Raw genomic sequence first — 19,356 nt, forward strand, 5'->3', positions numbered from 1 at the left:
AAGATTCAATAAATTTTATAATATAAATATTTAATTCTAATCATTAAAAATCCTACTTTTTCTTACTTTAATTGTTTCTAAAATATAAAGAAGAATACCTAAACCAAATATTTTTTCAGCATTAGAAATATTATTACCTAATCTAATAATCGGTACATTTAAGCCAAATCTTTCACTCCATTCTAAAGGCATATATCCCCTCTTGCAGTTTATTAATATACGATCATCCATTGTACGAAAAGACGTTTCGAAAAAATCAAATTCCACTTCTATCTCAGAAATTTTTATCTCTTTTTCATTCATCAAAGAACCACGTACCATTCCAAATCCTTGTATCATATTTTCTTTAAACATACCTACACAATTATAATTCGAATCATAAATAGCCCAATCATAATTTTCAACTTCACTTTGAAAATATGCAAGGATTTCTCCATCACTTGCTTCCAATCCAAAAACTTCTTTATTTTTTAAAATAGGTAATGTTGAAGAAATCATCTTTGTTCCTGCTACATATCTTCCATCAGGAGTATATAAACCTAAATGTTTATTATTGCCGGGTAATTCTAACAAAACATAAGTATCAATATCCCAAAATGTTAAATCATTTTTAATTATATTTTTTTCTAGTAAATTTCCTTTTCTTAATTGCCAAAATCCAATACTAAAAAATACAAGAGAAGCTATAATAATTAAGATTACTGGTCCCCAATTAATATTACCCCAAGTATTATACATACCAATTAATCCATAAAGAAAAAGCCCAGTTCCAATTAAACACTTCAACTTTCCCTTTTTTTATAATACTCAAATAATTCCACATAAACACCTCTATCAGTTGGTCTTAATATTTCAATTACCTTTCAAATAGGGGGCACATTACCGAAAGTGAAAAATTGTATGCTAAGGGTGTAAAAACCTATTATAGCAGGTTTTATAGACGTTATATTTACCTTTATAATAAAAGAGGACGTGGAGTAACTTGATTATTCTTAATCATTCGACAAGATACAACAATTTAAGATCATATTTTTTGCTATGATAAGTAAGAAATTTACATATCGTGTTATTGGGGGATAAAAAGAGATGTTGAAAAAATTTACTACATGTATTTTAGGTGGCGCTTTAGTATTCAATTTATCTGGTTGCGGCAATACATCCGACAAAACTTCTTCAGAATCTAAAGAAACCAATTCTAAACAAGAAGAAAAGAAAGTGCAAACAACTGATGAGGCGAAAACGAAAGAGAATACAAAGCAGAAAAATACAGAACAAACAAAAGAGAAATCAAAAATAAAAGAAAAAGAGTATGCTGTAAACAAGGATTTTCATACACCTAAATTTGATGTAACTGTAAAAAGAGTTGTAGAAAGAGATAAGGTTGGTAAAGAGAGTATAGGATTCCAAAAACCTGAAGATGGACATGTCTTTATTGTTGTAGAAGCAGAAGGGAAAAATATCACAAACGAACCGATGAAATTAGCCGTTTTACCATCAGTGGATTTAGTGGATGAAAATGATAATGCTTATCAAAGTGATGTGTTAGCAGCTAGTAGTTATGCGGTTGAAAAAGGTGAGACCTCTAGTATTACTAAGGAATTAAAACCAGGGGAGGTAAAGAGACAAAATAAAGTTTACGTGATTAATAAAGAAAAATTTGATACAGGAAAGTGGTATGTAGTTGTTAACCATGAGTATAAGGAACAAATTAAATAGTGTTTATTTATGAAGAGGAGATGGCTCCTCTTTTTTTTTACAAGTTAACACAGAATTTCGTTATAATGTAGAAATTTAATGTTTTCGAAAAAAAGAATTGACTTCTATATTAGTTGTAACTAAAATAGTTACATAAAGATGTAATTAATTTAGTTACAACTAATATCTGCTAAAAATATGATTTATATATTTAATTAAGGATGGTGGTCCATACGTTGCCACCCGGTGTAGAAAGTTACTAACACATTCAAATCGATGCATATTCTAAGCTTTAGTATTTTCTGTTACGGGGCAATAAGGTGAAACGTTATCTTTTGTTAAAAACCTTGGTGGATCTTTCTTTGGAAATATTAGTTTTGGGGAAATATAGTAAGGTATCTAAAAAAGAATAAGGTATAAAAAGATGTACTTATATAAACCAAAAATTTAGTTGAGCTGGATAATAAAAAAAGGTAGGAGATTTAAATGGAGACGAAACAAGATAATCTTATTTACGTATGGGATGCATATTGTGGATGGTGCTATGGTTTTTCAGAAAGTATTAAAGGATTTTACAAAAACCACACTGAAGTACCATTAACGGTTTTATGTGGAGGGTTATTTTTGGATAATTTACCAATGAAAAACTTCTCATATATAGAAGAAGGAAATAAAAGAATTAATCAACTTACAGGTGCTGAATTTGGTCCTTCCTATCAAAAATTGGTGGAGGAAGGGACTTTTAAAATGAATTCGAAAGATGCTGCAATTGGTTTTTCAGCTTTACGCTCATTAGCGCCAGACCGTTTATTAGAATTCACTTCGGCTATGCAAAAAGCGTTTTATTATGAGGGCCAAAGTCTGAGTGATCCTGAAACATATCGTAAAATTGCAATCGAGCATGGTTTGGACCCTGAACAAGTATTAGAACGTTTAAACGCTCAAGAAACAATAATAGATGTCCAAAATGATTTTAATAAAGTTCGACAGCTTGGTGTTAATAGCTATCCTTCCTTACTTTTACAAAAGGATAATCAAATTATTCCTATTATTGGTGGTGGCGTAATGACGCCGGATAAAATTGAAGCGCGTTTTAAAAATTTATATTAAGAAAATTTAGGATATAGTAGCAAACATGTTATCTTAGGCCACCTGACATTCATCTCCGGAATATTCGCCAGTACTATTACACTTTCAGATGAATGGGAGTGGGAGATTTTATCCCGCTTTAACGGGCAGTAAGACCCCCACCTCAAAATTCAGTGGAAGCAAAGAAGTTAGGTGGGGGATCAACTGTCCGTAAAAGTCCGATTGGTGTGGGCTAATAATCAGTGGGGGATGAACAAAACCCCCACTGATTAAAGTTTCACTTTATCGGAACAAGATAAAAATATGATAATTAGTTCATAACTTTAACAAAAGGAGAATAACATACTATGTTTAAAACAATCGATACAAATCAACAAGATGTGAAATTAACGGTGTTTAGTTCGGATGAAAAAAGCTTTATGGTCACAGCAACATTAGTTGAGAAAGCAGGACATGCATTTTTAATAAACTCAAAATTTACTCAGTCTGATTCGAAAGAAATTGTTGAGTATCTGAAAAAAAATAACTTATCTTTAGATAAAATCTTTATTATTCATGGGGATCCAGACTACTACTTTGGATTAGAGAGCATTAAAGCCGTTTACCCAGAAGCTATAGCGTATGCAACAGAGTCTACTGTTGAACATATCGTTCATTCTGTCTTAGGGAAATTAAAAGTTTGGAAAGACGCCCTTGGAGAAAATGCACCAAGTAACGTGGTATTACCTCAAGTATTTAAAGAAAAAGCGATTGATTTTCAGGGGTTAACATTTGAACTAGTAGGCTTAGATCATTACAGAACTAGCCTATTTAATAAAGAACTAAAAGTATTAATTGGTGGTATCGATGTATTTAACGAAATACATGTATTCTTAGCGGATACTAGCTCAAAAGCGGCTATGGAGGCATGGATTGAGAACTTGAAAGTATTACAAGCATTACATGCTGACATAATTGTGCCTAGCCATGGATCAATCGAAAAATCCCTAAATAATCAAGCACTTACTGCGACAATGGATTATCTAAGAACGGCGGTTCAAGCTTCTGAGGAAAGTGGAACTTCAAAAGATTTTGTGGCAAAACTTGAAGCAGCATATCCAGGCTATGTAAATAAAGGTGTATTAGAATTAAGTGCAAAAGTTGTAACAAAAGAAATGCCTTGGGGTTAATGATATGAATAAATATCAAAAACTATTACATGAAACGTATGTGTTAACTGGCGAAGGGAAATTGGATACGTTCAAAACGTATTTAAGTGAAAATGTATCTTGGACAGAAGCTGCTGGGTTTCCATATGCAGGTACTTATATAGGTCCAGATGAAGTAGTGAAAAACGTACATGAACGTCTTGGCACAGAATGGGATGACTATAGCGCTAAAGATGAAATTTATGCTTTTAATAACAATACTGTTATCGTGTATGGAAAATATAGTGGGACATATAAAGCTACAGGGAAATCGTTCATAGCAGATTTTTGTCACCTTTATAAGTTTGATGAGAACGATAAGGTTAAGAAGTTTATTCAAATTGTGGACAGTGCAACTGTTAATGAGGTATTAAGTTAGAGTTAATCGTTTCTAATATGCCTTGTATAGGGGGAGGTTAGGATAAATGAAATTCCTAACATTACCCCTGACATTACATTTTTGGGAAGGTTTCTCCTTCTTCAAACTTTTTATAGAAGAAAACTTATTTAAGTAGAAGAGGTAGGTATATATGAAATTAGAGAAAAGTTTAATCATAACAATTATTTCTGTATTTATTTTAGGAGTAGTTTCGACTTTGGTATATCAAGCTTCCACCGGTAATAACAAAGGAAACTCAATAAAGAGCGAGAATGTTGCTTCTGTATCAAAAGAAGTGAAAGAAAATGAAAAGAATAAAAAGATGGTAGTTGATTTCTATAATGAAGTTTTTAACAAACATAATATCGATATTATCCTTAAATATGTTAGCGAAGATTATAAGCAACATAATCCTTTTGTTGCTGATGGACGAAAAGCCTTCATGGATTTCTTTAAGGATGATTTTGTTAAAAATCCTAATTCCTCTGCAGAGATTAAACGTGTAGTAGCTGAAGGGGATACAGTTGCTCTTCATGTACATTCTCGTACTAATTCTCAAGATAAGGGAGTTGCTATAGTGGATATATTTCGTATCAAGGATGGAAAGATTGTTGAACACTGGGATGTAATTCAAGAGATTCCAAGTGAAGCAGCTAATGATAATACGATGTTTTAGATAGAAGATATATTTAATAATTGTTTAATTGATAGTGCTTTGTAGAATTTAGATAAGTAAAGGAGATGTCCTAGTACCATGCCTGGGACATCTCCTTTTTGTTTTAACGATATTTAATTTATTGTTATTTGTATTTTTTATGTACTACTATTCAAGTACATATCATTTCAGGCGGTTTTCTTTTATCCCGCATTAACGGGCAGTAAGATCCCCACCTCAAAATTCAGCGAAAGCAAAGAAATTAGGTGGGGGCTGATTAAAGTTTCAATTTATGCTTCTATATCTTTTCCCTCTTCTACACCAGCAAAAGCAAATCAGATAAAAATGTAGGGCTTAAGTAACTAAAATAAAGAAAAAGCCATACAAGTAGTATGACTTTCTTTGCGGAACAATTAAGCTTGTGGTGCAGGCGGTCTTCCATGATCGTAAGTAGGTGCACCAGTATTACCATCAGCTATACCCCAAGGCTCCCCGTGTGTGTAAGATGAAGACCACCCTTCTCCATGTGTATATTCTGGAGAAGTACCGATATGCCCATCACTAAATGCTAAATCAGGTCTTTGTGGTGCAGGTGTGTCACCTTTGTTTAATGCCGAAAATTCTAAGTTGTTACTTATACCAAAAGTCATAATTCCAGCTAACGTTAAACCTGCTATTGTTAATCCAAACTTTTTCATTACTTTAACGCCCCTTTAGCTAATAGTTTTTTCTTTGCTTCATTACTCATATAAAAATATTTACTAGCCTTCACATGATGTTCCTCTGCATAAAATTTATTCGCTAATCGTTCTGCATATTCTTCAATGCAATCCCATAACTCTTCTTTTTTAAAGTATGAAACTCCTGCTAATACAACAGCTTCTAATTCTGTAGTGTTAGACGTGTTGTTCAATTTTTCTAAGATTTTAAAGCGATATTGATATTCTTTATTTGCTAATTCATTGCAAATGTTTAAGCCCTTTTCGATGAGTTGAGATGCTACTGTCGTTTCGCCTAATTTTAAATTTTCATCTGCTTGTAAATATAGGGCTTTAAAGTGATTTGGTATATTTTCTGTAACCTCTGATAAGTGACGAATTGCTAAAGAGGATAGATTTTGATTTGCATATAATAGTCCAATGTTATTTCTAACACGTAGTAACAATGTTCTTTCATTTTTACTTTTTAGAATATCTATGGCAGTGTTAAAACTTTCTTCGGCTTGTTCAAATTGCCTTAAATCTATACAAGCTAATCCAAAAACATTGTCACATAATGCTACATTAATTTTATAGCCTGTTTGTTTAGAGAAAATATCTTTAGCTATTCGTATGTAATCAATAGCTAAAAGCGGTTTATAGATTTGATAATAAAATGAAGCTAAACGGTAATTAAATTCAGCTTCTTCTACTTCATTCATTGCGTACATTAAAAGTTTTTTCACCTTCTCAAAATATTCTTTTGCTTCATTATAGTCTGCAAGAATTGTGCTGTGAATAGCTTTGAAGAAGTGATAATAATAGGATGAAAAACTACTATCAGGTATATCAAAGGAGTTAATTTCATTAAAGCTATCTTTTGTAATGTTAAGTCCATCGGTTAGTACTTTATATCTAAAGTCTAATAATGAATAGTATAATAATAAATTTTTATCTTCTTTTATACTGGAAAGCTTATCTTCAACTTCTTGTTTTAAGTTTGTTGCTTGTACATTTTGATGTTGTAGTATAGCTTGATACCAGTCATTAAATAATTTTGAAATCTGTTCATTCCCCTTCACTGGAACACGCATATAATCCCTTCCTTTTCTGAATAGTCTTACGTTAAATAATAGCAAATATAGAATATAATGGAAATTGAAATTTGTTATTTCTCAACATTTGTTTAACAATTTTATTTTCAATTATATAACTAATCGTATTCATTCTAACTGTTTAGTAAATTCGAATATTTGGTACAGTGAAATAATTCTACACAGTACAATTTTTTTATAAATGCTATGAATGCCGTTAAAGAAAAAGCAAAGAAAGACTTCCAAGATGATTACATGACACAGAATTACGTAGCAGATGAACAATCTAAGGTATTTGATTATATAAATGGTATTGAACTCAAATCTCAGGAAGAACTAAACGTTATGAAGAAAGTGATCAACGACTTCCCTAATGACTTCATGACTACTGAATATGTTTATAACAGATAAAAGCTATGAACAAGCAGTAATAAGATATTATGCTTTTCATTTTTTCGCAAACAAAATATGGATAAATACGTTAAAACAATATTCGGATGGGAGTCCAATACATATTATTAAAATTAAAGTGGTTCAAGTCGGAGAAAGGCCCCTTTTGGTGTCTTTCTTTTGTATTTATAACTTTTTTTAGAAATTATTTGAAATATTATACAGTGAATTATATTATTATGTGTGTATGATTTCTGGTTTTAAAAATTACAAAAATTAATAGGGGGGAAACAATAATGAAGTTAGGAAAATTAGCATTAATTGGGGCGTTAACTTTTAGCGGTTTTACTGCAATAGAAATGAGTAAGCCTACCTCACAAGCAGCTGCAGCTTACTCAGATCCACTTAATGATGATTGGGGATTTAAAACCATTGTGGATTTACAAAATTCAGAGGAAAGTACATATCAACCAGATTGGAAGATTGGGAATTTAATAACTGGTGATACATTTTACTTAACACAGCACTTTGGTAGAGAACATTTTGGTGCGCAAATGAAAATTTTTAAAATCCACACAAATGGTACCCTAGAACGATTCCAAACAATAGAACCAGAATTTATTCCTGGAACAGAAATTTGGCAAACCCCTATCACAGATAGCTATACAAGTGGTACTTATGTAGCTGCAATTAAATATCGTGGTGAATTCACGTATTCAAATCAATTTACAATCAATTAGGGATGTAATAAATTGAAAAAAGACTCACTTGGGTTTCTTTTCTTCTGTACATTATATCTATTACGTGCTCATTGATTTTTTATGTACGTTTGATATAATTACTGTAGTAGTATTACAGTAATAGCTTGTGTATATAATAAAAGAAGAGATGCGCTAACATCTCTTCTAATAACTGCTACCGTCAGGGTGGTGGTTATATCATTTATTTTTTACGAAACCCACCCTTTTGCTTCCGACGGCGACGAGGAGTGGGTTTTTTGTTATCTTTTTCTAAAATTTGTTTCCTAAAAACATACGCAGACACTTCACGTACAATGGCTTTCACAAATTCTTTTAGAAGCTCAAACAAAAACTCCATAGGTATATCACCCCCTTTCCTTCCAAATGGAAAGAAGGGATAACCAATCACCCTCACAATATACAGTTAATCCTATTCTATCATACTAGTACAATCTCACCAATATAAAAAAGGACCACCATTACTGGCAGTCCTTTTTTGGTAGTTTTAGAAATTAAATTATAACATATTAATATACAAATTTTAAATATACTTTTCCAAAAGATACTATAAGTTTTTTATAATTCTTGATTTCTCAATTTTCATTGCATAATGAATTTTTCTATGGGTATTAACAACTAACCTTAAAATTATCAATGCACTAGATTATTAGAAAAAATTAGTTATTCATATGATTATTTGGTAAAATATAGATATAATTTAAGAGGGTAAAGTTAATATAGATCAACTAAGTAATGCTAAGAAAATGTTTTATTGCATAAAAAAAGGCTCCATTGCTGGAGCACTCAAAATAAACAAACGAATTAAAACAAGAAACAGACAATTTAACTATATAGATAAAACGTAAATAAATCTATATATATGTAAAAATGCATATAAAAACTCTATTTATTGATGCTATAATAGTTTTACTCGATGATTGTTATATTTTTTTATGGTTTTTAAGGTTCTGGTGCAACAATAGTGGAATGTGAAAAAAGAATAGAAGATTCCTAACGGAATGGAACTTTATGCTGTTAAACCAAAGAGTTCATTGATAAGATATATCTGCTTTTGGACAGACTTCTCCCCTTGGAGAGTTTGTCCTTTTTTGATCATATGCATAGCTTCTATTCCAGTAATCATTTTTATAGCTGTAGGGAATGATTTCAATCCTAGCATATTCCGAATCCGTTTTTTGATAAACCGATGATCTTGCTCAATGATATTGTTTAAGTATTTTTTTACACGAAGTGGTATACCGTGTGGTATACACTTTTCTTCCTTTAGTTCACGTACTGCAACAGGATAGGCTTTATCGCCATCAGCAGTTATCGAACGAGGTTTTGTGGCATGAACAGAAGCCAAGGCTTTCTTTAGAAAACGTTTGGCAGCCTTCGCATCTCTTTTACGACTTAAATAAAAATCAATCGTGTTTCCTTCAGAATCAATCGCGCGATATAAGTACATTTTCTCTCCTTTGATTTTGATGTATGTTTCATCCACACGCCAAGAATCATTGGTTGGTTTCAAATGTTTTCGAATACGCTCATTTAATTCTGGTCCATATTGATGCACCCATCGCATAATTGTTGTATGTACTAAGAATAATCCTCTTTCCTCCATCATTTCCACTAAATCACGAAGACTTAAGTTGTACCGCAGGTACCAACGTACGGTTAATACAATGATATCAGGCTGATACTGTTTCCATTTGAATATATTTTCTTTTTCCATACTGATCACACACCTTTTTTTAGTAATAGCACCAGTATTGCCAAGTTTGAAAGAGCATTTTCAAATCATTTCGCTTTTTTGCACCAGAACCGTTTTGAGGGACTGCCTTTTGGTGGTCTTTTTTGCATAAAATCTTTTAAAGTAAGAAAAAGTTGAATATTAATATTCTAATATTCAATAGAAAGATAAAATGTTTTAAAGTTCAAAATAATACATTATAATATATTTAGTAAAATTAACCAATATATATTTTGCTCATTATGTATTAAAGGGGAAATGAAAATGGCTGGACAAATTCGTATGTCACCAGAGGAGCTTAAATCGAAAGCGGCTCGATATGGACAAGGTGCAAATCAAATTGAGGACATTTTAAGTCAACTACAAAATTTACAAAATGAATTAAGAGGAGAATGGGAAGGTCGTGCTTTTGAAGGTTTTGACCAACAGTTCAATCAATTAAAGCCAAAAGTACAAAACTTCGCACAGCTATTACAAGAAATTAATATGCAGCTTAATAAAACTGCAGAAGCTGTTGCTTCTCATGATGAAGAATTATCACGTAATTTCGGTTTGAAATAAAAATTGTCATACTCTATATAACAGGCATTTCAAATGAGCCATACAGCTTATAGTGTATGGCTCATTTGATTGCATGCCTAGAGCGAGTGATATTGATAGGGATATATATTTAATGAGATTTCTTTGATGCATTTGGAAAACTTATAGAAAGGGTTTGAAAGAATGGGACAATTTCAAAGTAATTTACAAACAGCAACGCAAATTGCTACGAAAATGGGATCAGCCTCTGATAGGATTCAAAGTGCAACAAGTCGTTCCATAACAAAAGCGACGCGTACAACATTATCTGTTAACTTCAAAGCACAAGAAGCGAATCAGCAAGTTTTAGACTTGACGAAACAATTTTCCGCTGCCTTTCAACAAGCGGTTGATAATATTCATTCGGTATCTAATGAATTTGAGAGAATGGATAATGAACTTCACAACACTTTTCGCTAATGTGACAACCTACGTAAAGTAAAATAGTAGGAGGAAAAAGATGAGTCAACATATTGAAAAACAAATTAATCAAGTAAATCAAAAGTTACGAAGTGTATTTGAAGAACAAGACCGAAATCAATCTGCGATTCAAAAACAGGAAAAAGTAGAAGAAGATTTTCATGTATGGAAGAATCAAAACCATCGTTTGTTTGATCGTATTTTAGGAACTTGGCATAAAGATAGAGAAATGTCATTGTTTTTTATGGATATTCGTCAAGAAGCACAATACATCGAACGAAAACTTACATTTGAATTGGAAAGCCAAAAAGAAACATTGTTTAAAGAGAAACGAGATCTTAGTGATTTAGAAAATGATCTTTCCTATCAACAACAACAATTAGCAAGGGAGGTCAATGCATGAGTTTAAATATGTATTTGGGAGAAGTACAAAGTCAAACTCAAAGCATGAATGCTGTATGTACGGCCACCATTCAAGGTATGGAACAAGCAATTCAGTCGATTGATGCTTTTGCAACTGATACTGTGTTACAGGGGCAAACATATAGCAGTGCAAAAGCATTTTTTGTACAAACTTTTCGACCTTTGGCACAAGGAATTATTTATTTGTGTGAAGAATTAATCCGTCAGAATGGTGCTTTTCCAAGTCAATTTCAATCACAAGTCGCTTCCACAGATGTAATTGAACAAGAGATATTAGAACAAATTCGGGAAATTGACCGAATGAAAACAAGTATGGAAGCTGTCAATCAAGCTATGCCAATGCCGGGTATGGATGCCATGGTAAATCTTTTTATTGTTATGAGGCAAAAACTGCAAGAAAAGCTGGATCATTTGTATCAATTCAATCAGAACTCTAGTAATAATTATAGTACAGCACTTCAATTAGCAACTAGTATTGCTGCAGGTCTTGCGGAAGTTCAAAGTGGGAAGGGATTTAGTGTTGTCAGCGGTACATTTAGTACGCAAGTATTGAACATGGGATGGACAACATCTATTCAAAAAATTACAGAAAAGAGAACTCATGAAGCTGATAAAATAGCACAGGCAGGAACTAAAAAAGATGATAAGGATAACATTAAATATTTTACAGGTAAAGCAGAATGGAAAGATGGAGATCGTGTTGGAGGAGTTTTAGAAGGTTCTGTGATTGATGGTAAGGAGCCTCTTGGTAATAACAGCGAGTGGAACATGAAAGCTTTATCTGGAAAAATAGATGTAAATGTGCCTTTTTCTTTTGATGCTGCTAAAGATGATTTAATGGCTGGAAATATTATTGGAGCAAAAATAGAGGGATCTGCTTTAGAAAACTCCTTTAAAATAACAAAAATAAAGGTTCCAATTACTACTTTTATTGGGCCCATTGGACCTATTAGGTTTACTCCGCAAGAGTTAACCATTACTCAAAAGTTTGGCGAAGCAAACTTTACAACAGGTGTGGATCAATATACATTAAAAATTGCATCGGAACTTACTGCTAACAAATATGAAGCAGAGTTAAATCTTTTTCATATCCCAGATTTCGTTCCATTTATAGGAGACCATGATGTAATAGCAAAAGGGGAATTAGGATTAGGTACATTCGGTTATAAAGTAAAGCTTGGAGCTGAAACCGGGGGATACTTCGGGGAAGAGTTTGGCCTTGGAGGATTTATCAAATTTGAAAAACCAAAGAAAGAGGAAAGCTGATATGCAAGCATTTAAAGTTGGAAAATTAGTCACATTCGTTGCAATTATAATACTTCTTGTAGTTGCTATTTTATCTCCTTACAGTTTATTTAAAAAGATTTATTTTATTATTGGGGTTCTTATTATTGGTGCAATTTCACTTGGTGCAAATAAATTTTTTGAACTGGTACATAGTAAATTTAACAAGAAATGATATTACCTATGTGATAGGGGAATTCAAAATATGAATAAATTGTTAAGGATTCTTACCATTGTTGGGGTACTTATTCCCCTTGTAGTAATATGGAATTTACCTGAAGCTTCTTCAAAAGAAAAAATCCTTTTTACAGTCATTCAATTATCTATTGGATTTGCTTTTATAATTATTTTAGAATTTATATTCAGATATAAAAAGAAAAAGGAGAGCAAATAAATGAAACTATTACCTATTGGCTCAGTTGTTAAACTAGAAGGTGTAGAACCAATCATTATGATTATCGGAAGAATGGTTATTTCAGCAGATAAACGTGATTTTGACTATGTAGGTGTTCCTTATCCAGTTGGTTATTTAGGTGATGAAAAAGTATTATGCTTTAATTGCGATAAGATTGTAGAAGAATTACACAGAGGTTACATGACTGAAAATGAATTGATATTACGTGAGAAATTGTTGGAAATATAGTTTTTTATTACAATTGAATTAAATACAAAATGTATTTAGTACATTATCTTTCTCTTCTTTATTGATTCCGATATAAGTCAATGTGATTTGCGGTGTACTGTGATTAAGTATTTCTTGCAACATAGCAACATCTTTTGTTTGTTTATAGAACCAATAGCCGAAGGTTTTGCGCATGGTGTGGGTCCCAATAGATTCTACACTGGCAAAATCTCCGGCTTTTTGCAATTTTCGATAAGCCTAGATCTTATTAATGGATTGATCTTCTTTTCGAGAAGGGAATAATATTTCAAAGAAGGTGTAAAATGGGATGCTGATTTAGATGGTGATGGTGAAGATGATAGTATTAAGGATATGGTGAAAACGAGCGCGAAAAAAACTTGGTCAACAGTAGCAGGGTGGTTTAATTAACATGAAAAAAAATACAGATTTTAATAAAAAAGTTTTTGAATATTATATGGCTCTTTATGCTGTAAATGATATAAGATCGACTATAATTACTCTTGTGATTGGGATAGCAGATATATTTGTGCTTTTACCTGCTTTTGCGAATCCTGTTCAACCGATATATATGTACATAATAGTTCCACCAGTTGCTTTTTTAAATGTATGGGCAATATGGATTGTTATAAATCCTAGGAAGCGGCAATTACAATACACTCTATTTCGTGGGGTATTTGGCATCGTATGTTCAGTAGGATTATTAGTTATAACCCAAAAGTTTGCATATGGAATGTTAGGATTACAAACTCCCATCTATTTTATTTTTTCGGTTGGTTTGTATATTTTTGCTTTGAATTATTATTATAAAAATCATATTAAAAAACTTCAGGAACCAATCAAAAAATCAAAATCATCGAAAAAAAACTCTGGTTTCGGAGTAGTGGCGTTTATAGGATTGGGTCAACTCGTTGCTAATATCAGTCTTGGTTTTGCAACACAAAAGATGGTAGCAATTGTATTAATGTGTGTATACTCCATGCTTTCGTTTATTTTGTTTCATTTCATTATGGAACTCCATAGGTACTATTATTTAAGGAAGCATATAGAAGATGGGGGTAGAACACATGAAACCTTTTAAAGAGTCTGTATTGAATATTAAGTATATAATCGCAGTTCTCTTATAGTCAGTAAAGACTACGGAAAAGAAAAGGGAGAAGCAACATCATGAATATAGAATTACATTTAGATAAAGGAAGGATGGGGAGTTATGCCATTTTCTAAAGAAAAGTTTTTACCAAATGGTTCTATTGTTCTATTAAAAGGTGGGACGAAGAAAATTGTGATTTATGGAAGAAAACAAAAACTTATGGTTAAAGAACCTGTGATGTATGATTATATTGGCTGTTTTTATCCAGAAGGATACATTAATCCTGAGTATACATTTGTATTTAATCATGAGGATATCGAAGAAATTATATTTGTAGGTTTTATAGATGAGGAAGAAGAGACATTTGTAGGATTGCTTAATTGAATATGATCTAGACACAGATGATCTTCAAATTCCGATAAAACTAGTAATCTCCACGCCGAACTTGAACAAATCTTAAGCGGTGGAAAAACTGACGCGAAAATGATGAAGAGATTACTATTTTCAAATCAGTTGGTTTGGCAGTAGTAGATATTATCGCTGCGAAGTATTTGTATGAGAAAGCGGTGGAGTGAGGGATGGTGAATAGGATTGAGTTTTGAGACTGCCTTTTGGTGGTCTTTTTTGCATAAAATCTTGTAAAGCAAGTAAAAGTAGAATATTCAATAGAAAGATAAAGTGTTTAAAAGTTCGGAATAATATATTACAATGTGTTTGGTGAAATTAACCAATATATATTTTGCTCATTAGAAGTTATAGCAGGTATTGACGATTACTCCTTAAAAGCAGCATCGGAAGCTTCTACACTTAAGTATGAAGTAGAAGTAAGTATGCTACATTTTCCGGATTTGTTGCCAATTATTGGAGATGCAGACCTGAAAATTAAAGGTGATTTGGGATTGGGCGCAATAGGTTTGAAAGGTAGCGTTGGAAAAGAAACTGGTATAACAGTTCCTGTTTTAGAGGGGGTTACTGTGGGAAGTAGTTTTAAATTTGAAAAACATGAGGAGAAAAAATGATATGAAAACACCATCGTATAAACCATTATATATTTTAGTTTATGTCGTAATATCCGTATCTATTATAGGGTTAATGATTACTCCATTCAACAATTGGTGGGAAAAATTATTAGGAACTATCGTTCTCATCATTTTGGGAGCAGGTTTAATATGTTTTTTAAAATTCGGACGGTGGGCGCAAGAGAAATTTTATGATAAATTTACAAAAAAACGGGATTAATATAAGACTGGAGTAATTAAGGTATGCGTACAATAAATAGAATTCTGAATTTTACTGTATGTATTATGTTTATGTTGTTAATTGGGCTTCTTCTACTATACGGTTAGAAGATAAACTTTTACTTATAGGTTTGCTGCTAATTTGCAATGTTATTGCATACTTTACAGTAGAGTATATCTATAAACGTATAGACAATAAGAAAAAACAGTAGATTTATAATTCGGAAAATTCATTTAATATTTAGGGGGTAAAAGTATCAATGAAACTATTACCAAATGGTTAGTTTTACAGTAGCTCAAGCTGGAATAGAACAAGAGGATATTGTTTTTGGAGCTGAAGCTACTCTGGTAAAATATGAGAGTGCTATAAAAATTCCTATTCCATTTATGGATAAAAAGTTACAAACTGGGGGATCAGCATCGCTTGGAATACTCGGGGGATCTTTTGAAGCTGGAAAAAGTGGATTCAAATTCCATGCACCATTTGGTCCTGATGGAGGTTTATGGGGATTTGGTTTAGAAGTTAATGTTAAGGAATAAAGGAGATAAGTAGTATGAATAAAAAAGTGAAACAATTTAAATATTTTATGATTATATTAGCTTGTATTGCAATTTTTGGTACAATTTTACCTAATGCATTGGATCCAAATGAAACATTAGCAGGTAACATTTCGGTTGCAGTTTTTGGTACAATTGGTACTTGTTTGTTGTTTTCTATCACTTATTTCCTTATAAAAAAGGCTATTTTAAGAAGGGGAAACTAAGATGGTACAAAATTTAGAGTTAGAACTACTTCCAATAGGTTCGGTTGTGAAATTTAAAACATGGGAGCAACCTTTGATGATATATGGTAGAAAACAGGAAGATTCAAAAACTAAGGAAACTTGGGATTATGTGGCTTGTTATTATCCTATTGGAAATGTTTCAACTGAATATAATATGTTTTTTAACCATGAATACATATCAGAAGTTATTTTTACTGGTTACATAAATGAGGATGAAATTAAGTTGCGTGAAGATTCGAAATAATAATTCGAAATTTATAACTATAATAAAAATATATATCTTAATGGATATAATTTTTTATTATAGTTATTTTTATAAGTTTAATGGTGAAAATTTTATTGGGAGTAGAAGGGGTAATGATAGTGAAAATTTTTGAAAATACAATTTTATTTGTTTTGTGTTTAGTAATTCTTAGTGGTTGTTTTACAAGAGAGGGAACTATTGTGGGTGGTAAAGTTCATGGTTCTTCAGATAGTGTATCAGGTAGTATATCTGGAGATTATAGAAAATTTACTGGATTTGCAACTCAAGATAGGAAAGTTAAAAAAGGTGAGAATTGGATTTTTTCTTTTGATGATAAAACTAAACAAGGAACTATAATTGCTTATGTTGTGGATTCAAATGATAATACAATACTAGAGTTTAATAGTGGCGAAGGCGAAAAAAATATTAAAGTGCCTAAGGATGATACATATAAGGTTAAAATTAAAACGGAAGAACATGGTGGGGAATTTCGAATATCATGGAAAAAAGAAAAATAGTTTTTGGATTGAAAAAGCATCTAAAGAATACAATGTATTTTTTAATCATAATTAAATCGATAGTTTATTTTTTAAAGGTTTTGAAACAGTTGAAGAGCTAGAGTTAAGAAATAAACTAGCAAAATTTTAATGGAAAGGTAGATTAATTATATGTTTTCAGGATTTCAATGGTTTCCTAAAAAATGGGGAAAAAGAAAAGTTTCAGAAAAGTTTCATCAATCAAAGTTTGCTGATGAAGGTAAAGGTATTTTGATTACTATTTATGCTATAGATTTGTATTTTATATCTATTCCTTTAAAGGTAAAAAAATATAATTAGTTTTAATCATACATATATTCTTTATTTGAAGGTTGAGGTAGAACACAGGAAACCTTTTAAAGAGTCTGTATTGAATATTAAGTATATAATCGCGGTTCTCCTATAGTCAGTAAAGACTATGGAAAAGAGAGAAGCAACATCATGAATATAGAATTACATTTAGATAAAGGAAGGATAGAAAAATAACAAAGGAGAGTAAAAATGAAAATTTGGGAATTAAAGAGTTCATTTGATGACTATGAATCCTTTCAACTATTGAACTTAGAAGAAGATTCTAAAAAGTATTTTGAAGGGAAAATTGACTCGGCAGTAAAAGCATCTGATTCATGGGGAGAAATACGTATTAAATGTGTAGAAGAAGGAAATCAAAGTGATTTGCCTCATTTTTGGGGAGAAGTTGGTACGCCAATGGTTAGTGGGAAAGCTAAAAAATTTTTAGAGTCTATACTTGGTGATAATGTAGAATTTCTTCCCCTAATTCATGATGTGACGGGAGAAGTGTATTATATAATTAACGTTTTAAATGCACTAGATGCTATTAACTATGAGAAAGCTATACTAAAGAAACTACGTTCTGGCTTAGTAATAGATTTCAAAAAATACGCATTCTTACCTAATATGGTTAAGAACCAAACAATATTTAAAGTTTACCTAAATGAAATATTACATATTCTTTCCGTTTTTGTATCAGATGAATTTAGAAATACAGTGTTAGAAAGTGATTTAAAAGGTTTTGAATTTATCGAGGTATGGGATTCAGAAGCAAACATGTAAAAGAAAGTCCTAAAATAATTGATAGGAGTTAGTGACATGGATGTAAAGGATTTAAAAATTCTAAGAATGTTAAACAATTATGAGGGAAATGAAAAAGAAATTTTTGAACTGATTCAAGCTGAAGCAATGGTGAAATTTATATGTGGAAAAATATGATTTTGGAAATTGGAGATATATTGAAAAGTGTTAATTATATAAGTCCTCTTTAAAAAATCGACATATCTGTACGTTGAATACGACTGAGGATTGCATCCGGATTTTTATCAATAGATTCTATAAATTGATAGATTGAATCCACTAAATGATTCATCGTTTCATGATAACAATTTGCTAATACATTTTCCTTCATTACCTTCCATACACGTTCAATCATATTTAAGTTCGGGGAATATGGAGGTAAAAACAGCAAAGTTAGACGGCGGTTATTTTCTCGTAAAAAGGATTTCAGTAATTTAGCATGATGATACCTTGCATTATCTAATACAAGCACGACGTGCTTATTTTTATATTCTTTTAACACATATGTTAAAAAGTGCTGAAACGTTTCAGCATTACAGCGTTCTGCTGTTGTACAGAGAAATTTACCAGTGATTGCATCAATTGTACCGAATAAAGATGTTGAAATACGCTTTCCTAATACTGCAATTTTCTTTTGCTTCCCCTTTGCAAACCATGTAGCATGAACGGTTTGACTATCTCTAAAGTGACATTCATCTTGATACAAGAGTACAGTATTTTCATCAATTAAGTTTTTTTTATCATATCTAATTGTTTTTGAAACTGTATTTGTTTTTCTTTATTCGCTTTTTTTAATACATAAGTAGCATTTGTATAGGAAAAATTCATCCGATGTAACATTTTACGGATGCCTTCACGTGACATACAAATCGTAAATTTCTCTTTGATGATGTATTGGATATTGCGTGTATTCCAGAAAGATTCTTGACCGAATTGCAACTCCACTGGAGTTGTATTTAAAATGAGTTGCTTCAATTCTTCCTGTTGTTGCTTAGTTAAATACGGCTTTTTACCTGGGATTTGTTTACGAGTAAGTAATCCTTCCAGTTCATGTTCTTTGAACTTTTTTACATAACTAGCAACGCTTTGACGATGCATACCAAGTATGGCCGCTACGTCTACCATTGTATATCCTTCCATTACCATTCGGACAGCTGTAATACGTCGTTGACGAGAAGCTTGTTTTTCTTTTTTCTCTAATTTTCGTAAATCTGATATTGTGAAAGGTTGTGATTTTTGTATTTTATATGACATAGCGTATTTTCTCCCCTTATGTTTTTTACAAACATTATCGGGTATCTCGAAGTGATTTATACATGATGATATTTTATAGTGGACTTATATA

Annotated in this window: 29 protein-coding genes and 4 pseudogenes; 25 read left to right on the forward strand and 8 right to left on the reverse strand. The window is 31.7% G+C overall.

Annotation, left to right across the window (positions count from 1 at the left end; all coding sequences use genetic code 11):
* Positions 1 to 36 precede the first annotated feature (36 nt).
* Positions 37 to 821, reverse strand: a pseudogene (locus tag MHH55_RS26375) (ABC transporter ATP-binding protein).
* 265 nt (positions 822 to 1,086) lie between these two features.
* On the opposite strand from MHH55_RS26375, the gene MHH55_RS26380 reads away from it, so the two are divergent.
* From MHH55_RS26380 to MHH55_RS26400, 5 genes are all read left to right on the forward strand, one after another.
* Positions 1,087 to 1,716, forward strand: coding sequence for a hypothetical protein (locus MHH55_RS26380; protein ID WP_048538044.1), 630 nt, complete (start codon positions 1,087 to 1,089; stop codon positions 1,714 to 1,716).
* Positions 1,717 to 2,181: 465 nt separating this feature from the next.
* Positions 2,182 to 2,805, forward strand: coding sequence for a DsbA family protein (locus MHH55_RS26385; protein WP_071740891.1), 624 nt, complete (start codon positions 2,182 to 2,184; stop codon positions 2,803 to 2,805).
* Positions 2,806 to 3,131: 326 nt separating this feature from the next.
* A complete protein-coding gene (locus MHH55_RS26390) occupies positions 3,132 to 3,953 on the forward strand; it encodes a cytoplasmic protein (RefSeq protein WP_078187157.1) in 822 nt (273 codons plus the stop codon).
* A gap of 4 nt (positions 3,954 to 3,957) precedes the next feature.
* Complete coding sequence (locus MHH55_RS26395; RefSeq protein WP_001046381.1) at positions 3,958 to 4,350, forward strand: nuclear transport factor 2 family protein; 393 nt, start codon at positions 3,958 to 3,960, stop codon at positions 4,348 to 4,350.
* Positions 4,351 to 4,501: 151 nt separating this feature from the next.
* Positions 4,502 to 5,026 (forward strand): nuclear transport factor 2 family protein, encoded by a 525-nt coding sequence (locus tag MHH55_RS26400; RefSeq protein ID WP_071740889.1) that lies wholly within the window; start codon positions 4,502 to 4,504, stop codon positions 5,024 to 5,026.
* A gap of 392 nt (positions 5,027 to 5,418) precedes the next feature.
* On the opposite strand, the gene MHH55_RS26405 is transcribed toward MHH55_RS26400, so the two are convergent.
* Positions 5,419 to 5,703 (reverse strand): hypothetical protein, encoded by a 285-nt coding sequence (locus MHH55_RS26405; protein ID WP_071740888.1) that lies wholly within the window; start codon positions 5,701 to 5,703, stop codon positions 5,419 to 5,421.
* A complete protein-coding gene (locus tag MHH55_RS26410) occupies positions 5,703 to 6,797 on the reverse strand; it encodes a response regulator aspartate phosphatase (protein WP_078187156.1) in 1,095 nt (364 codons plus the stop codon). The genes MHH55_RS26405 and MHH55_RS26410 overlap by 1 nt, the downstream gene beginning before the upstream one ends.
* 204 nt (positions 6,798 to 7,001) lie before the next feature.
* Here MHH55_RS26410 and MHH55_RS26415 point away from each other — a divergent pair.
* Positions 7,002 to 7,228: pseudogene (locus tag MHH55_RS26415) on the forward strand (hypothetical protein); the annotation flags it as partial.
* 255 nt (positions 7,229 to 7,483) lie between these two features.
* Entirely contained in the window at positions 7,484 to 7,927 is a 444-nt protein-coding gene (locus MHH55_RS26420) for a DUF5065 family protein (protein WP_000765890.1), read from the forward strand.
* A gap of 202 nt (positions 7,928 to 8,129) precedes the next feature.
* On the opposite strand, the gene MHH55_RS26425 is transcribed toward MHH55_RS26420, so the two are convergent.
* Together MHH55_RS26425 and MHH55_RS26430 are read right to left on the reverse strand one after the other, a co-directional pair.
* Entirely contained in the window at positions 8,130 to 8,285 is a 156-nt protein-coding gene (locus MHH55_RS26425; RefSeq protein WP_165362282.1) for a hypothetical protein, read from the reverse strand.
* A gap of 669 nt (positions 8,286 to 8,954) precedes the next feature.
* Positions 8,955 to 9,662 (reverse strand): IS6 family transposase, encoded by a 708-nt coding sequence (locus MHH55_RS26430; protein WP_100910607.1) that lies wholly within the window; start codon positions 9,660 to 9,662, stop codon positions 8,955 to 8,957.
* A 282-nt stretch (positions 9,663 to 9,944) separates the two neighbouring features.
* Here MHH55_RS26430 and MHH55_RS26435 point away from each other — a divergent pair, with 282 nt between their 5' ends.
* From MHH55_RS26435 to MHH55_RS26465, 7 genes are all read left to right on the forward strand, one after another.
* Positions 9,945 to 10,241: a WXG100 family type VII secretion target gene (locus MHH55_RS26435; RefSeq protein ID WP_000918591.1), complete on the forward strand. Its 297-nt coding sequence runs from the start codon at positions 9,945 to 9,947 to the stop codon at positions 10,239 to 10,241.
* Between the two features lie 162 nt (positions 10,242 to 10,403).
* Entirely contained in the window at positions 10,404 to 10,679 is a 276-nt protein-coding gene (locus MHH55_RS26440; RefSeq protein WP_000529667.1) for a TIGR04197 family type VII secretion effector, read from the forward strand.
* Between the two features lie 40 nt (positions 10,680 to 10,719).
* Positions 10,720 to 11,082 (forward strand): DUF3958 family protein, encoded by a 363-nt coding sequence (locus MHH55_RS26445; protein WP_071740885.1) that lies wholly within the window; start codon positions 10,720 to 10,722, stop codon positions 11,080 to 11,082.
* A complete protein-coding gene (locus MHH55_RS26450) occupies positions 11,079 to 12,368 on the forward strand; it encodes a T7SS effector LXG polymorphic toxin (protein ID WP_071740884.1) in 1,290 nt (429 codons plus the stop codon). The genes MHH55_RS26445 and MHH55_RS26450 overlap by 4 nt, the downstream gene beginning before the upstream one ends.
* A 1-nt stretch (position 12,369) precedes the next feature.
* Entirely contained in the window at positions 12,370 to 12,561 is a 192-nt protein-coding gene (locus tag MHH55_RS26455; protein ID WP_001147556.1) for a hypothetical protein, read from the forward strand.
* Positions 12,562 to 12,591: 30 nt separating this feature from the next.
* The gene (locus tag MHH55_RS26460) at positions 12,592 to 12,780 is read left to right on the forward strand and encodes a hypothetical protein (RefSeq protein ID WP_001037837.1); all 189 of its coding nucleotides are present in this window, start codon (positions 12,592 to 12,594) and stop codon (positions 12,778 to 12,780) included.
* Positions 12,781 to 13,029, forward strand: coding sequence for a DUF4176 domain-containing protein (locus tag MHH55_RS26465; protein ID WP_000771612.1), 249 nt, complete (start codon positions 12,781 to 12,783; stop codon positions 13,027 to 13,029).
* Between the two features lie 18 nt (positions 13,030 to 13,047).
* Here the strand turns inward: MHH55_RS26465 and MHH55_RS26470 are convergent.
* Positions 13,048 to 13,311 (reverse strand): annotated as a pseudogene (locus tag MHH55_RS26470) (tyrosine-type recombinase/integrase); the annotation flags it as partial.
* A gap of 127 nt (positions 13,312 to 13,438) precedes the next feature.
* On the opposite strand from MHH55_RS26470, the gene MHH55_RS26475 reads away from it, so the two are divergent.
* The 11 genes and pseudogenes from MHH55_RS26475 to MHH55_RS26525 all read left to right on the forward strand — a co-directional run bounded on the left by MHH55_RS26475 (position 13,439) and on the right by MHH55_RS26525 (position 17,993).
* Positions 13,439 to 14,107: a hypothetical protein gene (locus MHH55_RS26475; RefSeq protein ID WP_000742398.1), complete on the forward strand. Its 669-nt coding sequence runs from the start codon at positions 13,439 to 13,441 to the stop codon at positions 14,105 to 14,107.
* A 129-nt stretch (positions 14,108 to 14,236) separates the two neighbouring features.
* Positions 14,237 to 14,500, forward strand: a complete 264-nt coding sequence (locus MHH55_RS26480) for a DUF4176 domain-containing protein (RefSeq protein ID WP_050821693.1) — start codon at positions 14,237 to 14,239, stop codon at positions 14,498 to 14,500.
* A gap of 36 nt (positions 14,501 to 14,536) precedes the next feature.
* Positions 14,537 to 14,691, forward strand: a pseudogene (locus MHH55_RS26485) (ornithine cyclodeaminase family protein); the annotation flags it as partial.
* 135 nt (positions 14,692 to 14,826) lie between these two features.
* On the forward strand, positions 14,827 to 15,135 hold the full coding sequence (locus MHH55_RS26490; RefSeq protein WP_078187710.1) for a hypothetical protein: 309 nt from the start codon (positions 14,827 to 14,829) through the stop codon (positions 15,133 to 15,135).
* Between the two features lies 1 nt (position 15,136).
* Positions 15,137 to 15,355, forward strand: a complete 219-nt coding sequence (locus MHH55_RS26495) for a hypothetical protein (RefSeq protein ID WP_000856858.1) — start codon at positions 15,137 to 15,139, stop codon at positions 15,353 to 15,355.
* Between the two features lie 275 nt (positions 15,356 to 15,630).
* On the forward strand, positions 15,631 to 15,894 hold the full coding sequence (locus MHH55_RS26500) for a hypothetical protein (protein ID WP_071740883.1): 264 nt from the start codon (positions 15,631 to 15,633) through the stop codon (positions 15,892 to 15,894).
* A gap of 14 nt (positions 15,895 to 15,908) precedes the next feature.
* Positions 15,909 to 16,118, forward strand: coding sequence for a hypothetical protein (locus tag MHH55_RS26505; RefSeq protein WP_001036924.1), 210 nt, complete (start codon positions 15,909 to 15,911; stop codon positions 16,116 to 16,118).
* Between the two features lies 1 nt (position 16,119).
* Positions 16,120 to 16,383 (forward strand): DUF4176 domain-containing protein, encoded by a 264-nt coding sequence (locus MHH55_RS26510; protein WP_001988756.1) that lies wholly within the window; start codon positions 16,120 to 16,122, stop codon positions 16,381 to 16,383.
* A gap of 80 nt (positions 16,384 to 16,463) precedes the next feature.
* On the forward strand, positions 16,464 to 16,901 hold the full coding sequence (locus MHH55_RS26515; protein ID WP_130055411.1) for a hypothetical protein: 438 nt from the start codon (positions 16,464 to 16,466) through the stop codon (positions 16,899 to 16,901).
* A gap of 150 nt (positions 16,902 to 17,051) precedes the next feature.
* Positions 17,052 to 17,219 carry a hypothetical protein gene (locus tag MHH55_RS26520; RefSeq protein ID WP_000490949.1) on the forward strand — a complete coding sequence of 56 codons (168 nt, stop codon included), beginning with the start codon at positions 17,052 to 17,054 and terminating at the stop codon, positions 17,217 to 17,219.
* Between the two features lie 201 nt (positions 17,220 to 17,420).
* Positions 17,421 to 17,993, forward strand: coding sequence for an imm11 family protein (locus MHH55_RS26525; protein ID WP_078187709.1), 573 nt, complete (start codon positions 17,421 to 17,423; stop codon positions 17,991 to 17,993).
* Positions 17,994 to 18,198: 205 nt separating this feature from the next.
* On the opposite strand, the gene MHH55_RS26530 is transcribed toward MHH55_RS26525, so the two are convergent.
* A complete protein-coding gene (locus tag MHH55_RS26530; RefSeq protein WP_078188212.1) occupies positions 18,199 to 18,717 on the reverse strand; it encodes an IS630 family transposase in 519 nt (172 codons plus the stop codon).
* Positions 18,718 to 18,737: 20 nt separating this feature from the next.
* Positions 18,738 to 19,265 (reverse strand): helix-turn-helix domain-containing protein, encoded by a 528-nt coding sequence (locus tag MHH55_RS26535; protein WP_078188213.1) that lies wholly within the window; start codon positions 19,263 to 19,265, stop codon positions 18,738 to 18,740.
* Positions 19,266 to 19,356 lie beyond the last annotated feature (91 nt).

Origin of the sequence: Bacillus sp. FSL K6-2944, assembly GCF_038005385.1 — a bacterium.
Classification (GTDB): Bacteria; Bacillota; Bacilli; order Bacillales; family Bacillaceae_G; genus Bacillus_A; species Bacillus_A cereus.

Coding starts and splice junctions, on each gene's coding strand:
- MHH55_RS26480 (WP_050821693.1), top strand. CDS start 14,237: ATGCCATTTTCTAAAGAAAAGTTTTTACCAAATGGTTCTATTGTTCTA.
- MHH55_RS26430 (WP_100910607.1), bottom strand. CDS start 9,662: ATGGAAAAAGAAAATATATTCAAATGGAAACAGTATCAGCCTGATATC.
- MHH55_RS26420 (WP_000765890.1), top strand. CDS start 7,484: ATGAAGTTAGGAAAATTAGCATTAATTGGGGCGTTAACTTTTAGCGGT.
- MHH55_RS26425 (WP_165362282.1), bottom strand. CDS start 8,285: ATGGAGTTTTTGTTTGAGCTTCTAAAAGAATTTGTGAAAGCCATTGTA.
- MHH55_RS26500 (WP_071740883.1), top strand. CDS start 15,631: ATGGTTAGTTTTACAGTAGCTCAAGCTGGAATAGAACAAGAGGATATT.
- MHH55_RS26390 (WP_078187157.1), top strand. CDS start 3,132: ATGTTTAAAACAATCGATACAAATCAACAAGATGTGAAATTAACGGTG.
- MHH55_RS26395 (WP_001046381.1), top strand. CDS start 3,958: ATGAATAAATATCAAAAACTATTACATGAAACGTATGTGTTAACTGGC.
- MHH55_RS26510 (WP_001988756.1), top strand. CDS start 16,120: ATGGTACAAAATTTAGAGTTAGAACTACTTCCAATAGGTTCGGTTGTG.
- MHH55_RS26495 (WP_000856858.1), top strand. CDS start 15,137: ATGAAAACACCATCGTATAAACCATTATATATTTTAGTTTATGTCGTA.
- MHH55_RS26515 (WP_130055411.1), top strand. CDS start 16,464: ATGGTGAAAATTTTATTGGGAGTAGAAGGGGTAATGATAGTGAAAATT.
- MHH55_RS26520 (WP_000490949.1), top strand. CDS start 17,052: ATGTTTTCAGGATTTCAATGGTTTCCTAAAAAATGGGGAAAAAGAAAA.
- MHH55_RS26440 (WP_000529667.1), top strand. CDS start 10,404: ATGGGACAATTTCAAAGTAATTTACAAACAGCAACGCAAATTGCTACG.
- MHH55_RS26475 (WP_000742398.1), top strand. CDS start 13,439: ATGAAAAAAAATACAGATTTTAATAAAAAAGTTTTTGAATATTATATG.
- MHH55_RS26380 (WP_048538044.1), top strand. CDS start 1,087: ATGTTGAAAAAATTTACTACATGTATTTTAGGTGGCGCTTTAGTATTC.
- MHH55_RS26435 (WP_000918591.1), top strand. CDS start 9,945: ATGGCTGGACAAATTCGTATGTCACCAGAGGAGCTTAAATCGAAAGCG.
- MHH55_RS26450 (WP_071740884.1), top strand. CDS start 11,079: ATGAGTTTAAATATGTATTTGGGAGAAGTACAAAGTCAAACTCAAAGC.
- MHH55_RS26410 (WP_078187156.1), bottom strand. CDS start 6,797: ATGCGTGTTCCAGTGAAGGGGAATGAACAGATTTCAAAATTATTTAAT.
- MHH55_RS26405 (WP_071740888.1), bottom strand. CDS start 5,703: ATGAAAAAGTTTGGATTAACAATAGCAGGTTTAACGTTAGCTGGAATT.
- MHH55_RS26385 (WP_071740891.1), top strand. CDS start 2,182: ATGGAGACGAAACAAGATAATCTTATTTACGTATGGGATGCATATTGT.
- MHH55_RS26455 (WP_001147556.1), top strand. CDS start 12,370: ATGCAAGCATTTAAAGTTGGAAAATTAGTCACATTCGTTGCAATTATA.
- MHH55_RS26400 (WP_071740889.1), top strand. CDS start 4,502: ATGAAATTAGAGAAAAGTTTAATCATAACAATTATTTCTGTATTTATT.
- MHH55_RS26505 (WP_001036924.1), top strand. CDS start 15,909: ATGAATAAAAAAGTGAAACAATTTAAATATTTTATGATTATATTAGCT.
- MHH55_RS26445 (WP_071740885.1), top strand. CDS start 10,720: ATGAGTCAACATATTGAAAAACAAATTAATCAAGTAAATCAAAAGTTA.
- MHH55_RS26525 (WP_078187709.1), top strand. CDS start 17,421: ATGAAAATTTGGGAATTAAAGAGTTCATTTGATGACTATGAATCCTTT.
- MHH55_RS26465 (WP_000771612.1), top strand. CDS start 12,781: ATGAAACTATTACCTATTGGCTCAGTTGTTAAACTAGAAGGTGTAGAA.
- MHH55_RS26460 (WP_001037837.1), top strand. CDS start 12,592: ATGAATAAATTGTTAAGGATTCTTACCATTGTTGGGGTACTTATTCCC.
- MHH55_RS26535 (WP_078188213.1), bottom strand. CDS start 19,265: ATGTCATATAAAATACAAAAATCACAACCTTTCACAATATCAGATTTA.